The following is a 14,696-nucleotide window of genomic DNA, read 5'->3' on the forward strand; positions in this document are numbered from 1 at the left end:
TATGCGGTTGTCAATTTGCGAAAGAAATTATGCGTCACCTCTGGAGCTCGGGGCTTCTAGGCACGCAACGACCTCGTCGGGCGCACGGACACCCAGTCCGCGGTGACGGAACTTCACCGACATATCCCGAAAACTCGATCCCCGGCTTAGCTTGCGCGCATTATCACAATAAACTCCCAACGATACACGGTCCTGCGGCTCAATGAGCCACAGGACCGCATGCCGTCGATCAGATAAAGATCGTCATATACAGAGGTAGATATATCCTATGCCCTTCAGCCCTGAGCTGTTTTGGGTGAAGAACTATCTCTTCTCCGACTCGTCGTTCGAATCGTCTGCCGAAATCGTCAAGCGAGATTGTTGAATACGATTTGGAAGATTTAACTTCAACAGGAGTGACCCGCGGTTTTCCAGCCGCGTCTTCAAAGCCGCGCGAAACAAGAAAATCAATTTCACGCGTTCTGGGCCGACTCCCCTCTGTTTTGGAAGGCTCCTGCCAGCTGTAATAAAAAAGCGAATGCCCCAGACTCTTAAGCTGCTGCGCCACGATGTTCTCGATTAGCATTCCTTTATTAATTGAAATTCTTCCAAATTGAATGTCTCTATGAACATCCATAAGGTCCGGACCATCATCAAACGCCAAGCTCACGAGCAATCCCGTGTCCGCCATATAGCATTTAAGCGAAGACGCGTCCTCGTGCAGGCGGTAACCCACGCTCGGATCACTGCATAAATAGCAACGGTTAATCAGTCGCGCATCCTCAAGCCAGATTAACGCCGACTCATATGTCTCAAAACGGGACCCCTTCTCCAAGCTGTCAAATTTGAACCGTTTATTTGCCGCAGATAATTGACCCGGAATATCGTCATAAACCGCCCGCGCACGTCTAGCGTCCGAACCTCCAAACTTGGCAATGTCCTCCCTGTACAGTGCGATAATCTGCCGTTTAACCCTGTCGCATCCTCTAAAATCATTCTCTGCCACAAAGGAGTCGACCGACTGAGGCATACCACCGACAAGCATATACTCATCAAATAATCTCATGCACGTCGCATGAACGCCGTCCGGAAGCGCGGTCCGAGATTCGCGCGCTTTACGGATCTCTTCTGCATAAAGATCTTTTCCGGTCGCCCAAAGATACTCCTCAAAATCGAGGGGCTCGAGAGGGATTCTTTCTTCCTCTGACGGTATGACAATGCTATCGACATTCTTTTTGATGGAGACAAGAGAGCCTGTCTCGATGTAATCAAATCTGCCGTCTTCTACAAGATGCTTTATGTATTCGCGCGCGATGGGAAACCGCTGCACTTCATCAAAAATGACCAGCGACTCTCTCGGTTCGAGGGCCTTACCATACTGCAGCTGAAGCATGCGTAAAAAAAGATCGACATCTTCACGATGGTTCAGAAATATATCGAGCGTGGCTTTGCTAGCAGCCGAAAAGTCAATGTACAGATAATCCTTGTATTCATTTTGCGCGAAGCACTTGACGAGCGTCGTTTTGCCAACGCGTCTTGCACCCTCAATAAGCACCGCAGTGCGCCCTTGCGAGCGTTCTTTCCACTCCTGCAGACGATCATATGCCTTCCGTTTAAACATAATCTCACCTCAGCATAATTTACGTGCTAGTTTACAAAAATACCGACCTTCAGATATATCTAATAATACAAAAATACCGAGCTTTAAATGAGCTTATAGCTACAAAAATACCGACCATTGCAATGGTTGAGACATACAGTAATACCGAGCTTTACGCATAACGGATGCTATGCCTCACCGTAAAACAGCTGCAACTCATCGCACAGGGGAACCTGCAATCTGCACGCGCACCTATTATGCGTCGTGATGATGTAAATACTCCGCAATGGCAGGGGCAAAAGTATCTCCCGCAGCACTCGCTAGCAGATAACCTGCGTATGCTCCTCGATGGCGGCGCGATCCTCATCGTCAATATCCGGCTCGCACACCACGGCGTCCAAATTGTCCAGGCGGCAGAACGTGCAGAAGTCACGCTTGCCGATTTTGCTGGAGTCGGCGATAAGATAGCGCGAACTATCAGGAACCTCGGCGGACGTGCCACTCAAACTCACAATAAAATGCCCCTCCCCGATCGCTCGGAGAAGGGCATCTGCATTGGCGTTCTTGCCAAAATCGACGGCGCGCAAGAACGCGCACCCGTCCGCATCAAGAGTGCGCTACTCGCCGAAACCGCCCTCAATAAGAGCGACCAACGCGTCAACGGCGGCAACCTCGTCGTCGCCCTCGGCACGCAACTCGACCTCATCGTTCTGGGTAATACCCGAGGTCATGATGGCAATCATGGACTTAGCGTCCTTGAAGTCACCATCCTTGGAGGCGTTGCGGACCTCAATCTTCGAGGCAAACTTAGCAGCCTCGGTCGCCAGCGTCGCTGCAGGGCGAGCGTGCAGGCCAGTGGGGTTAACGACCATAACGTTCTTGCTATACATTTCTAACTCCTTCGTCGTAGACCGACCAATTCATTTAGCCCAACGCGCGCGTTAGGCAAGGTAGAAGCATGCCGGACATTACGCATGCATACAACAAGTAGGCCGCGGACAACGTCGCCGCGGCAAATTCACAGGTGACTAGTCCTGATACAGCGGATGCCCCTCAGTGGGAACCACGCGCGTGCCAGCCAGGCAATCGTGAACGCACCGGCGCGCGGGGACGATCAGGAACATGAGCAGAGACACCGCTGTAATAATCATGCCCGCGATTTCCCAGTAATAATTCACGTCAACGCGGGTGACAAGCACCATTGTCTCGCGAATATATCGGGACACCACATACCCGCTGCCTTCGAGCAAAAAGCCAACGATAACCTGACGCCAAATCAAGCGTCCGACGGAAGGCAAGCCGCCATCAAGCGTTGCGACACGAACATGCGCGATGCGCTTGCCCGGCGTTTGCCCCGGCCACGCCAGCAACGGAATCAGCACAAAGTATGCGATAGCGGCGAGCACGCACGATAGTCCGACCACGATACCGACGCTCCAGGGATACCCCATTGCCTCAAACACGTACAAGTCGGGGAGCATCGCGTTCTTGTGGGTCAGCGCAAGATAAACCAACACGGCTGGCAAGCCAGAGACAATACCACCCAAAATCCAGTCGATAACGTACGCGTACAAACGCGACAGCGGGGGCGCCGGCAGAATCGAGGATGCATTAGCCTTCGATTCCTTGTGAATCTTGCTCACAGTGCTCGCCGCAGGAGAAGGCATCTGCTCCGCGGTCGCCGCACGCGGCCGTTCCTTGCGCTTTTTAGCCATGCGCTACCTCACATTCAGAATGCGCAGCTGCTTATCAGTATGGTTAAGCGGGCATGCAACGCCGTCTTTCAACAAGACGTCGTCTTCAATGCGCACGCCTCCGACTCCAGGAATATATACGCCCGGCTCGCAGGACATGATCATTCCGTTGTCGAGCACAATCTCACCAGAGGGGTTTAGCAGCGGCAAGTCGCCACCCATGCCGATACCATGACCAAGACCATGGGTGAAATACTCACCGTAACCCGCTTCGTTGATTACACGACGTGCGGCCGCATCCACATCGCGCGCCACCACACCGCAACGAATGGTATCGATGCCTGCAAGATGAGCATTCAAAACGGTCTCGTACACATGAGCCATCCGGTCGGTCGGGGCGCCCAGGAAGCACACGCGCGTCATATCTGACTGATAACCGTTGATCTGCACACCGAAGTCAATCAGGATCGGCTCATGTGCTTGGACCCGACGGTCGGTAGGACGGCCATGAGGCATGGCGCTGCGCTCGCCGGTGGCAACGATGGTATCGAACGACATTGCCTCGGCACCGGCGGCAATCGAGTAATAGTGCACGAGTGCGGAGATTTCAAATTCAGTCATATCCACGTGCAACTGCTCGATCACCTTGGCGTACACGTCATCGGCAACATCGACCGCATGCTGGACCGCAGCAATCTCAGCCTCGTCCTTGCGCAGGCGCATCAGCGCCATCTCGCTGCCCAGCAGCGTAGTGCCAAAGCCCAAGCCCTCCAAGTTGCGATACTCCGAGATTGAGATTTCGGACTCCTCGATGCCCACCGTGGCACAGCCGCACTCCTTGAGCGCACGCTCGAGCTCGACCAAATAGCTCTTCCCCTGCTCGTGAACACGGAACTCCAGATCGAACTCGCGACCCTGGGCCTCGTTCACATAGCGGCCGTCCATGATGAGAAAACCGCGGTCACGCGTGATGAGCACCTTGCAACCGCTACCGGTCAACGTGCCCAGGTAGCGCTTCATGGTTTTACTCTTGATCAGCAATGCGTCGAGCTCGTGCTCGTCCAAGAAGGTACGGATATTATCCACATGTGCATTCATCGAACGTAGCGCCTTTCAAAGGAGCCCGACAACGAAGTCTCCCCCATCGCCGGGCTTTCATACTTTCAAAATTAGCAGGCGCAGGCGCCTGCTATTCCACTTGATTAGAAGTCGAGGTCAAGATCCTCGAGCAGAGCCTCGTCCTCAGCAGAGATCTCGGAATGTTTCTCGGCAGCCATACGAGCCTCTTCAGCCAATGCACGCTTCTCGGCAACCTTGCAGAAGGGGTAGTACACGATCAGTGCGAGGACCAGCTGAACCACGTTGGCCGCAATCGAGGTCCAAGACATGTTGGTCAGGAAGCCTTCCAGGAACACACCGACGTAAGGAGGCGTGAAGGTAGAGCAGGGTACCCAGCCCCAGCTCATGAACCAGAACGGGATGGAGGACAGGATGCCGCCGAAGATAACGAACGGGATAAAGAAAATCGGATTCAGAACAATCGGAGCACCGAACAGAATCGGCTCGTTTACGCCGAACAGCGACGGGATGAAAGCGATGCGGCCGATCTCGCGCTGGACCTTGGACTTGGAGAACATGAACCAGATAACAACGCCCATGGTCACACCCAGGCCGGTGAAACCGCCAAATGCGGACATGGGGCCAGGGGTGAAGATGTGGGTAGCGACACCACCGGCCTGAACCGCAGCGATGTTCTCAGCCAGGAACTGCGTGGAAATCGGCTGAACAATCGGCGACAGAACGGAGGGGTGAATGCCGAAGAAGAAGATGAAGCAGCGCAGGATGTGGTAGAAGGTAACCGCGAGCGGGCTGTCCATCGAACCGACGAGCGGGGCCAGGATGATCGAGAAGATCTCGTTGGGCATGATGCCGAAAACGCCCTGACACAGAACACGGATACCCAAGAACAGGCCGATGACGATAGCGGTGACCGGGATGATCTCGAAGGAGCTCGAGATGAAGTCGGGCACGGTATCAGGCATCTTGATGGTGAAGTGACGCTTCTTGCACCAACGGTACACCTCGACCGCGAGTAGCGAAGCGACCATGGCAACAAACAGACCCTTGGAACCCATGCCACGCAGCGCGATGCCGCCGGCCTCGTCCATTTCCATGCCGAGCAACAGGAAGGCAACGAGGGCCATGGACATGGAGCCGGGAGCGTCCAGCTCATAGGACTTGGCCAGGTGGTAGGCGGTAACGACGGAAACGAAGACCGACATCAGGCCCATGGAAACGTTATAGGCCAAATCGAAGTACTGGGTGTTGTTCAGAATCCAAACGGAGATGGGGTTGGTCTCGCCAATCATGTTGGGAATGGCGGCCGGGATCAGGCAGAACGAACCAATCAGTAGCAGCGGGGTCATGGCGATCATGGCCTTCTTAACTGCGGACAGGTGACGTTGCTTGTCCATCTTCTCGGCAACAGGGCCAAGATAGGTGTTCAGCAGGTTTTCGAATTTATCAAAGGCACTCTGCTTTTTCTCTACAGCTTCCGACATACGTCGCATCCTCCACTTCAGGATATATCAAACAGGGGCTTACTGGTTTGCCTCGGCGGCCTCGCGGGCCATGTCAGCCTTCTTCTTGGCGATGAGCAGCTGCTTAAACACGGTAGCACCGTCCATCTTGCCGTAGGTCTCCTGATCGACGATCACGTATGGGATGTGACGAGGCTCAATCAGGGGCTTGATGGACTCGAGCTTATGGGCGATCTGAGGACCCATAATCAACGCGTCCATGTGGTCGACCTCCTGGTCCAGCAGGTCGGCAGCGATGGCCTTGAGCTCAAAGTCATCGTCGTTGAGCTTCTGGCTGTTGTGGATCGTCTGCTTGATGCGATCCATCAGCATGGTGGTGGAGAAACCACCGGCACAGCACAAAACGATGTTCATCTTTGCCATTGTTTATCCCTTTCTAACGGCAATTGAATACTGTTGGAGAAGGAACGGACCGCAGCGCTCGTAGCGCGCATCGCTCCTTCGCAGACGTGTTTCTTACGCCTGCTTGGCCTCGGCGTCGCGCTCCTCGAAGATCTTGACGATCTCCTCGATGAGGTCACGGGCGAGCTGAGAGGTCATGTAGTGATCCTGGGCATGGACCATAAGCAGGCTCGCAGCGGCGGCGTTCTCCGCGCCGGACAGGGCCTGGGTAATCACCTCGGTCTGGGCGGCATGGGCGGCCAGATCGGCCTCCTTGGCTTCGGCAAGCAGCGCACGGGCGCCCTCGTAGTCGCGCTCACGCACGCAAGCGAGCGCGGCGAACGCCTTGCCCTTGCTGGCGCCAGCAGAGCCGATGATGGTCATGATTTGCTGTTCGTTGTTTTCCACCGGGATAATCCCTTTCTGCTCGGCGGGCACGTCACCGCTTTGACGGCGCGCCCGATTGAAACCGTTGACTGCCGAAGCGCTACTCGAAGCTCTTAAGCTCCTCATAGGTGACGCGATCGATCGAGGTTGCCAGCGCGCATACCAGATCGACTGCCGCGTCCAAATCGGCACCACGCATGACAGACCACGAACCGTGGCAGTAGCGCAACGGCACGCCGATCACCGTTGCCAGCTTGCCGTCTCCCACTAGATGAGCGGTGCCGGCATCGGTGCCGCCGCCCTTGAACAGGTCACGCTGGAAGGGGATGTTGTTCTTCTCGGCGGTGTCCACGATGAAGTGCAGCAGCTTCTCGTTGGGGACATGCATGCGGTCGTAGTGCACGATCATGGGACCGTGGCCGTTCTTGCGGCTGTTATTCCAACCGCGATCGAACTCGGGCGGATTAGCGATGTCCACTGGGATGACGATATCGGCATCCAGGTGCGCCGCAGCCGTCTGAGCACCACGGCAGCCAACCTCCTCGGAAGAGGAACCGGCGAACCACAGCTCGGCTGCGTGCGGGGTGTTGGCCAGGCGCTTCATGGCCTCGGTCACCACATACACACCGGCGCGGTCGTCGAACGCCTTGCCCAGCAGAATGTCACTCACGGGCTTGAGCTCGCACTCGGCCGCAAAGGTTCCCCAGTCGCCAATCTCAATGCCCAGCTCACGGACTTCTTCAGCCGTCTCGCAGCCAAAGTCGATGTACATATCGGTCGGAGTGCCGTCGGTATCGCGCTTGGCAAACAACACGCCGCGAACTTTCTCGCCGCTACGCGTCTTGATGCGCACAATCTGGCTCTCGACGCTGTTCTTACGCGGGCCGCCCACGCCGATCACATGAACCATGCCGATATCGGAAGTATAGCGAACCATAAAGCCGGCCTCGTCCATGTGGCCGGTGAACAGAATGCGGACCGGATTCTCCTCGGTACCCGCGCTCTTAAACATGATCGAACCGAGTTTGTCGTACTCGACGGCGTCGGCGATATCGTCAAGCTCGGCATGCATGATGGAGCGGACCTCGCCCTCGCGGCAAGCGACAGCGTCGGCGTTGCTCAAGGCGAACATAAGCTCCTTGTTCATAGGTAACCCCCCTTGTGGTCGTATGGCGGCGCCCGTAGTGGCGGCGTCTGCATGCGAGTGTATCGACAGCGCGCCGCAAATGATGTATCCGGGCTTTCACCGTAGCGGTGAAACGGTGAAAGCCCCTCCCCTTTCACCACGGCCGTGCAATTACTGGGGATGGGGCTCCATATGCATCTTTGTCATACTTATCTGCAACATACGCCGCTGATGCGAACCACGCCGGCGGTGTGCGACCCACATCCGCGGGTCGCGCCTATATCGCCGAGGAGGATACCTTATGCCGGTTTACGACTTCGATTCCATGGCTGACCGCTCGCTCGATCACGCTCGCAAGTGGGACCCCGCCATCATCAAGCAGAAATTCCCTAAGGCTGGGGATGACTACATTCCCATGTGGATCGCCGACATGGACTTTGCCGCCGCCCCCGCAATCTGCACGCGTCTGGCCGAGGTAGCCCAAAACGGAGCATACGGCTATGGCTATGCGCACGACGGCTTTTACAACGCCGTCATCAACTGGCAGCGCCGCCGCCATAACAACGAGGTCAAGCGCGAGTGGATCACACTCGCCTATGGAACCGTCCCGACCATCCACTACCTGTATCAGGCATTCTGCCAGCCCAACGACTGCGTCATCCTCAACACGCCGGTCTACGACCCCTTTGGCTACGCGGCGCACAACAACGGGTTCCGCGTAATCGAAAACCCGCTCATCTATCGCGATCGCACCTATCGCATCGACTTCGACCTGCTCGAGGAACAGATGGATCGTTTCCGTCCACGCGTGCACCTGTTCTGCTCGCCGCACAACCCCGGTGGTCGCATCTGGACGCTCGATGAAATCACCCGCGTCGCCGAGATCTGCCACAAGTACAACTGCTTACTGGTGGTCGATGAGGTTCACTGCGAGCACATCATGGCCGGCTCGTTCATCTCGGCCCTGCAGCTGCCCGAGCGTTATCTGGACAACCTTATCGTACTCACCTCGCCCAACAAGGGCTTTAATCTGGGCGGCCTCAAGACTTCCTACTCTATGATCCCCAGCGAGCGCATCCGCACTATCTTCCGCCATCGCCTGGAGATGAACTCTATTACCTCTCCCAACACGTTTGGCTGCGCCGCCATCATCGCCGCTTACGATGAGTCCGAGGAGTGGCTGGACCAGATCACCGACTATCTGCGCGAGTCTTATGCACAGACCGCCGCCTTCATCGAGGAGAAGATGAAGGGTTGGGAGCTCATGCGTATGGATGCATCCTACCTACCGTGGGTGAACATCGCTGGCACGGGCGCCACGGCAACCGAAATCTGCAACCACATGGCAGCGAAGGCGGGCGTCATCGTGGGCGATGGCACCTTCTATGTCGCGAACGGCGCCGACTTCGTGCGCTTGAACCTGGGCATGCCTCGCAAGCTGGTCATCGAGGCCATGGATCGCATGGCTACCCACCAGCTCATCAAGTAGACCTCGCCCGCGTATCAAAGGCCCTCCTTTCATGCAACGCCCGCCCGAGTATGTGCTCGAGCGGGCGTTGTTATTTATGAGTTGAAATGTCGCGAAGCGACAAGCGAGAAGGCGACCACCCGACGGAGGGCCTTTTTGACGTAGCCACCCCCGCTTGTACGCAAACCCTACGCACAACGCAACAGGGCGTCCAAGAACTCCTGGTAGCTTTTTGCATGGGGGATGGCGCGCACAGCACCGGGCTTGAGTAGCACGCCCGAGATGTAATTGAACAGCTCGCCAAAAAACGCCCGGTCATCACGGGTAATCGACAGCATGATCACCGCATGCACCGTCGCGTTGTTCCACGCAAGGCCGCGCGGGAACAGAGCGACCGAGACGGCAGTGCGCTTGGCGTCCATATCGAGCGGGTGTGGCATCGCGATGTCACAGTATGCACTGGAGCTGATGTCCTCACGCTCCAGTAGGCGCTCAGTAAAATTCTCAAACGCGTAGCCACCCTCGATCAGCGGCGCACTCATCTTGCAAATCGCATCGCGCCAATCGTCAACCTCGGGCTCGATCGCAAAGAAATCCTCGGTGAAGAAGGTGCGCATGCTGCACTCAAGGTTTGTCCGCAGGCGCGCCTTAAGCAGCGCTTCGACACGCTCACGCATCAGCGAAATATCTTGCTTGCTAAAGAACGGAGAGACATTAACCACCGGTACCGGGCAATACCCCGACAGCGGCACGGTTGAAATCACGAGGTCAACGCGCGAGATGTCACCCGCCGCGTCGATGGCAGGCACGATACCCTCAACCACCACACAAGCATCAAGGGCATCGAGGAAACTGTCGATATGAGTCTCGTAGGCGTTGTGACGTGTGCACACCACCAGCGCATGCAGTTTATCGGCATTGGCGCGCTGCCCCTCCACCAAGCACCCCACGTGGAGCGCGATGTAGGCGATTTCGTCTTCGTTGACAGAAACGCCGGTCTCCGCAGCGATGACATCGGCGACAAACACCGCAACATCGTAAATAAACGGTTGACTGCTCTTGATGGCCTCGAGCTGCGGGTTACGCAACAGCATCCCGCAGCGCACGCGGGATAGCATATTGGCCAGATGCAGAGAGAAACGAAGCTCAAACTCGCCATCGCTCAAATTAAGCCCGAATTGATCGTGCACGCGCTCCACAATCGCACCCAACAGCTCGCGCGCATGCCGGTGCTCCGGGTCACTTGGTTCAAAACGATTCGCATGAATCAAGTTTGCACCCAGCATCAAGCGGACGGCATCGCGATCGGCATCGGACACGAGCATAGAGAAAAGGTCCTCGATAGCCGCGCAAACCTCACCCGCCACCTCGTCAAGACCCTCGCGCGCCTCGTTACCGGCGGGCTGAGCCGCCTTGACCGTCGTCGGTACCGACTCGAACCCATTGCTTGTGCGCTCCACGAAGATGGCAATATGTATGATGAGGCTCGAGAGCGCATAGCCGTTGATGTAGAACCCGCGGCGCTTCAGGCATGCGTCGATGCGCTCCTGCAACTGCGCGAGGTCGAGCTTGGGGAAATAGCGATTGATAAGGTCGATTTGGCTGAAATAGTCCTTCGTCTCGTCAAAGATCAGCTGGTTGACCATCTTCTTCTCACCCGATGCACTGCCCTCGATATACAGCGAGCCCGCGCGCGAACGCAGCACCAGGCCGTACCCGGACAACTCTCGTTTGATGGCAACCAGCTCATTATCGAGCGTCGCAAGCGAGATATAGAGGCTTTCCGCCAAATCAGCCGCGCGCACCTTGCGGTGGCGCATCAGCAGTTCAAACAGAATATAACGCTTGCGCGCCTCGGCCGTCTGCGGCACCTCGTTCGCCTGCTGCGACAGCAGCTGCGCCGCTGCTGTGGCATCCTCGATACGATAGCCCTTCGAGCTGGCAACAATCATGCCCTCATGGGTGCGATTCAGCGCGGTGATGTCGCTTTTGACAGTACGGGAAGAGCATCCAACCTGCGAAGCGATCTGAGACGCCGTGGTCCAGGACGCCCCGCTTTCGAGAATACGAACAATTTCCCTGCTTCGATCGGAACTCACGGCACCCTCCTATCATCGTCTCAGATAACTATACCTTCCGTCATAGGACCTGCCAATTTCACGCGCATTCAAATCTTTCACCGCGTAGGTGAAATAGCAATCGTGGAAGTGCTGGTTATGCGATGTTGCAGCACGAAAAACCCGCCTATTATCGTAACGACGATGAACGCGCCACGGGAACGGTATCCCCGAGCGCGGCGGACGGGCCACACGGGCACCGGCCGCGACGTATCATACGCCGACATAGAAAAGGAACGCTATGAACATCAGACTGTTCGAATTGCGCGACGACGAGGTCGCCGCCTACATGCGCGCTGCCGCCAATCTTCCAGCAGGCTACTCCATCTCCTTTGACACTCAAATCCTCTCCGAAGCTAACATTGACTCCGTTGCAGGCTGCGAGGGAATCATCATCAACAACAAATCCGTGATGTCCGCCGCTTTGGTGGAGCGCGCGCACGAGCTGGGCGTTCGTTACATCGCTATCCGCTGCGTCGGCTTCAACCACGTGGACGTCAAGCGCGCCCAGGAGCTGGGCATCAAGGTGTGCAACACCGCCTATCCGCCCTACGGCGTTGCCGAGTTCACCGTTATGCTCATCCTGATGGCCTTGCGCCGCTGCAAGGCCGCCATTTGGCGCCAGCAGGTGAATGACTACTCCCTGGACGGGCTGCTGGGCCGCGAACTGCGCACGCTGACCGTGGGCGTGGTTGGCACCGGCCGCATTGGTCGCACCGTCATCGACAACCTCTCCGGCTTTGGCTGCAAGATCTTGGCCTACGATCCCTACCCCAATGCCGAGCTGGCAAACCGCGACAGCCTCGAGTACGTTGACATGGATACGCTCGTTGCCAACTCCGACGTCATCACCCTGCACGTGCCCCTCATGGACTCCACCCGCGGCATCATCAATGCCGATGCCATCGCCAAGATGCGCGAAGATGTGACCATCGTCAACGTCTCGCGCGGTGAGCTCATCGACACCGATGCCGTCATCGAGGCGATTGAGTCCGAAAAGATCGGTGCGCTTGCTATGGACGTCTTCGAGGACGAAGTGGGCATCTACCATGAGAACCGTATGCACGACATTCTTGCCAACCGCAAGATGGCTTACCTACGCCAGTTCCCCAACGTGCTGCTCACCAACCACATCGCGTTCTACACCGATATCGATGTAAACTGCATGGTCGAGCAGGGCGTTGCCGCTGTTCCCGCTATGGTTGAGGGTACCTGTGCCACTCAATTGTAATCACACCCATTCAGCGCGATAGCGCACCGTAGCCCCCGTCGGAACTTAGGTCCGACGGGGATACTTTTGTTCTTGGGCTTTGCCTTCTCAGCATGATATGGGCTCATAACTCGTCGCAACGCGCCAGCGTGCAGAGCAATCTGGCAACGAAGGCGATGAACACACCACCGGATGAACTGCATCCTGGCCTTTTTGTTTTTAGAATCGTGTTGAGCGTGTCACTTGCCCCTGCTTGCAAGCCTGCTCCACCGGCCGCCGCGACTATCGCGCGCGATTGAGCACCTTACCAATCCCGATTGCATGGGCGCTGCGTCCATGCGCCTCTTTCCGTGTGGCGGATACGACCTTCCCGGTAGATGCCCCGCATCCTTGGTCGTATCTGCCTTTTTTGCTTTTGAGCGGCCCGCGCCGCACGTTTGTCTCAATCCGTAACATCTAACCGAACTTTTCGGTCCTACCTGTTACAGATTGAGACAATTCAGCGGCGCCGACAATTTTTTATGACGTGGCACAATTATGTCCCAATGCGAAGGAGATACCTATGCCCATCTGTGTGCCCGTCCGAGACATGAAGGACACTGCCACATTCACCGCACTTGTTGAGTCTGAGCGCGACGTCACCGTAACTAAGAACGGCTACGAGGCCATGCACTGCATCAGCAGCGACCAGTATCGCCTCATGCAAGAAGAAATCGCCAAAGCCAAGCTGCTGTCTCGTATGATGCTGGCAGAAGACGAGATATCGCAAGGCGACTACAGCGACTACGACTCCTTCGCGACCGCGATGCGAGACAAATATGACCTATAACGTCGTAATACTCAAAAGCGCACGATATGAGTACGAGAGTATTGTCGGATACCTTGCTCAAATCCTCATGAATCCACGTGCAGCGGGCAATTTTGTTGCCGAGTTTGAATATCAGCTTGACCTGCTTCGCGAGCAGTCGCTCCTACGGCCCCTCTCCCACATACGGGAACTGGCGGCACGTAATTACCGTTCGTTTCCCGTCAACAACTACGTGTGTCTATACAAGTTTGAGCACGAAACAATCTATATCGCCCACATCTTTCATCAGTCACTGGACTACGCCCGCCTGGTCTAGCCCACAAGCTGAATACTTGGCCCGAGCGTATATGCATGTCATTCTGCACGTCATTGTGAAGCGATAATCCCCGCGCCGGCAGAGGACGGAAGTATCGTCTGCAGCGTTAGCTAGCAGATGACCTGCGTGTGCTCCTCGATGGCGGCTCGATCTCCATCAGCAATACCCGGTTCGCACACCACGGCGTCTAAATTGTCCAGGCGGCAGAAGGTGTAGAAGTCGCGCTTGCCGATCTTGCTGGAGTCGGCGATCAGGTAGCGCGAGTCGGCCTTGCTAAAGGCGAGCTGCTGGATACGGCCCTCGTCCATGTTGGACGTAGACACGTCACCGTCCAAGATGCCGTTGGCGCCGATAAACGCCGCATCGATGCCCAGCGCGCGCAGGGTATCCTCGGCCGTTGGTCCCACAAAAGCGGCGGTGCGGCGACGGTACATACCGCCCACGAGGCACAGCTCGCAGTCTTCGCGCGCCTCGAGCAGGTTAAACACCGAAAGCGAATTGGTCACAATGCGCAGGCGAAACGTCGGCAGCATCGAGGCCATCTGCTCAACCGTGGTGCCCGTGCCCAAAAAGATGGTCGAGCCCTCCTCGATAAGCTCCACAGCACGGCGCGCAATCTGCAGCTTTTCCTCGGCATGCTTAGTGCGCTTTTCGCTGTGCGAATACTCATGGCGCAACATAGCGTGCGGACGGCCCTGTGCACTGCGGGCTCCGCCGTGCACGCGCTCAATCTCGCCTAGGCTCGCAAGTTCTTCGAGGTCGCGGCGAATCGTCATGTCCGAAACGCCCAACGCATCCGAAATCTCTTTGACCGAGACCGTGCCCTGCTCCTCGAGCAGCTGACGAACCTTATCCTGTCGCTCTGCCTTAATCACGATGAATCCTCGCCGTTCTTTGCGCGCATATCATTCAAACAGTAACGAACAAATTGTATCAGACTCGTACGCGTCAAAAATGAACGCCCGCACAGGGTGGCGCGCGCAGACGTGGTGTAAGAGCGTCCCGAGGTC

15 protein-coding genes are annotated in these 14,696 nt (G+C 56.6%); 4 read left to right on the forward strand and 11 right to left on the reverse strand.

Annotated elements, in window-relative coordinates; all coding sequences use genetic code 11:
• Nucleotides 1-229 precede the first annotated feature (229 nt).
• The 9 genes from DW136_RS09270 to DW136_RS09310 all read right to left on the reverse strand — a co-directional run bounded on the left by DW136_RS09270 (nt 230) and on the right by DW136_RS09310 (nt 7,788).
• A complete protein-coding gene (locus tag DW136_RS09270; RefSeq protein ID WP_117629883.1) occupies nt 230-1,600 on the reverse strand; it encodes an ATP-binding protein in 1,371 nt (456 codons plus the stop codon).
• Between the two features lie 299 nt (nt 1,601-1,899).
• A complete protein-coding gene (locus DW136_RS09275) occupies nt 1,900-2,091 on the reverse strand; it encodes a hypothetical protein (protein WP_199411133.1) in 192 nt (63 codons plus the stop codon).
• Nucleotides 2,092-2,196: 105 nt separating this feature from the next.
• Nucleotides 2,197-2,469, reverse strand: a complete 273-nt coding sequence (locus DW136_RS09280; RefSeq protein WP_117716313.1) for an HPr family phosphocarrier protein — start codon at nt 2,467-2,469, stop codon at nt 2,197-2,199.
• A gap of 138 nt (nt 2,470-2,607) precedes the next feature.
• On the reverse strand, nt 2,608-3,294 hold the full coding sequence (locus tag DW136_RS09285; protein ID WP_117716312.1) for an RDD family protein: 687 nt from the start codon (nt 3,292-3,294) through the stop codon (nt 2,608-2,610).
• Between the two features lie 3 nt (nt 3,295-3,297).
• Nucleotides 3,298-4,371, reverse strand: coding sequence for a M24 family metallopeptidase (locus DW136_RS09290; RefSeq protein WP_117716311.1), 1,074 nt, complete (start codon nt 4,369-4,371; stop codon nt 3,298-3,300).
• 104 nt (nt 4,372-4,475) lie between these two features.
• Nucleotides 4,476-5,834, reverse strand: a complete 1,359-nt coding sequence (locus DW136_RS09295) for a PTS sugar transporter subunit IIC (protein ID WP_117716310.1) — start codon at nt 5,832-5,834, stop codon at nt 4,476-4,478.
• A gap of 39 nt (nt 5,835-5,873) precedes the next feature.
• A complete protein-coding gene (locus DW136_RS09300) occupies nt 5,874-6,236 on the reverse strand; it encodes a PTS sugar transporter subunit IIB (RefSeq protein ID WP_199412180.1) in 363 nt (120 codons plus the stop codon).
• Nucleotides 6,237-6,329: 93 nt separating this feature from the next.
• Nucleotides 6,330-6,662 carry a PTS lactose/cellobiose transporter subunit IIA gene (locus DW136_RS09305; RefSeq protein WP_233508986.1) on the reverse strand — a complete coding sequence of 111 codons (333 nt, stop codon included), beginning with the start codon at nt 6,660-6,662 and terminating at the stop codon, nt 6,330-6,332.
• 79 nt (nt 6,663-6,741) lie between these two features.
• Entirely contained in the window at nt 6,742-7,788 is a 1,047-nt protein-coding gene (locus tag DW136_RS09310; protein ID WP_118289470.1) for an aminopeptidase, read from the reverse strand.
• A 280-nt stretch (nt 7,789-8,068) separates the two neighbouring features.
• On the opposite strand from DW136_RS09310, the gene DW136_RS09315 reads away from it, so the two are divergent.
• Nucleotides 8,069-9,256, forward strand: coding sequence for a MalY/PatB family protein (locus DW136_RS09315; RefSeq protein ID WP_117716307.1), 1,188 nt, complete (start codon nt 8,069-8,071; stop codon nt 9,254-9,256).
• A 167-nt stretch (nt 9,257-9,423) separates the two neighbouring features.
• Here the strand turns inward: DW136_RS09315 and DW136_RS09320 are convergent, their stop codons facing one another.
• Nucleotides 9,424-11,334 (reverse strand): transcription antiterminator, encoded by a 1,911-nt coding sequence (locus DW136_RS09320; RefSeq protein ID WP_118289471.1) that lies wholly within the window; start codon nt 11,332-11,334, stop codon nt 9,424-9,426.
• Nucleotides 11,335-11,593: 259 nt separating this feature from the next.
• On the opposite strand from DW136_RS09320, the gene DW136_RS09325 reads away from it, so the two are divergent.
• The 3 genes from DW136_RS09325 to DW136_RS09335 all read left to right on the forward strand — a co-directional run bounded on the left by DW136_RS09325 (nt 11,594) and on the right by DW136_RS09335 (nt 13,686).
• Complete coding sequence (locus DW136_RS09325; protein WP_117716305.1) at nt 11,594-12,583, forward strand: D-isomer specific 2-hydroxyacid dehydrogenase family protein; 990 nt, start codon at nt 11,594-11,596, stop codon at nt 12,581-12,583.
• Between the two features lie 541 nt (nt 12,584-13,124).
• On the forward strand, nt 13,125-13,391 hold the full coding sequence (locus DW136_RS09330) for a type II toxin-antitoxin system Phd/YefM family antitoxin (protein WP_117716304.1): 267 nt from the start codon (nt 13,125-13,127) through the stop codon (nt 13,389-13,391).
• Nucleotides 13,381-13,686 (forward strand): type II toxin-antitoxin system RelE/ParE family toxin, encoded by a 306-nt coding sequence (locus tag DW136_RS09335; RefSeq protein ID WP_118289472.1) that lies wholly within the window; start codon nt 13,381-13,383, stop codon nt 13,684-13,686. Before DW136_RS09330 ends, DW136_RS09335 begins: the two co-directional genes overlap by 11 nt.
• Before the next feature lie 110 nt (nt 13,687-13,796).
• Here the strand turns inward: DW136_RS09335 and DW136_RS09340 are convergent, their stop codons facing one another.
• On the reverse strand, nt 13,797-14,561 hold the full coding sequence (locus DW136_RS09340) for a DeoR/GlpR family DNA-binding transcription regulator (RefSeq protein WP_233539783.1): 765 nt from the start codon (nt 14,559-14,561) through the stop codon (nt 13,797-13,799).
• Nucleotides 14,562-14,696 lie beyond the last annotated feature (135 nt).

This window comes from Collinsella sp. AM12-1 (assembly GCF_003472325.1).
Lineage (GTDB): Bacteria > Actinomycetota > Coriobacteriia > Coriobacteriales > Coriobacteriaceae > Collinsella.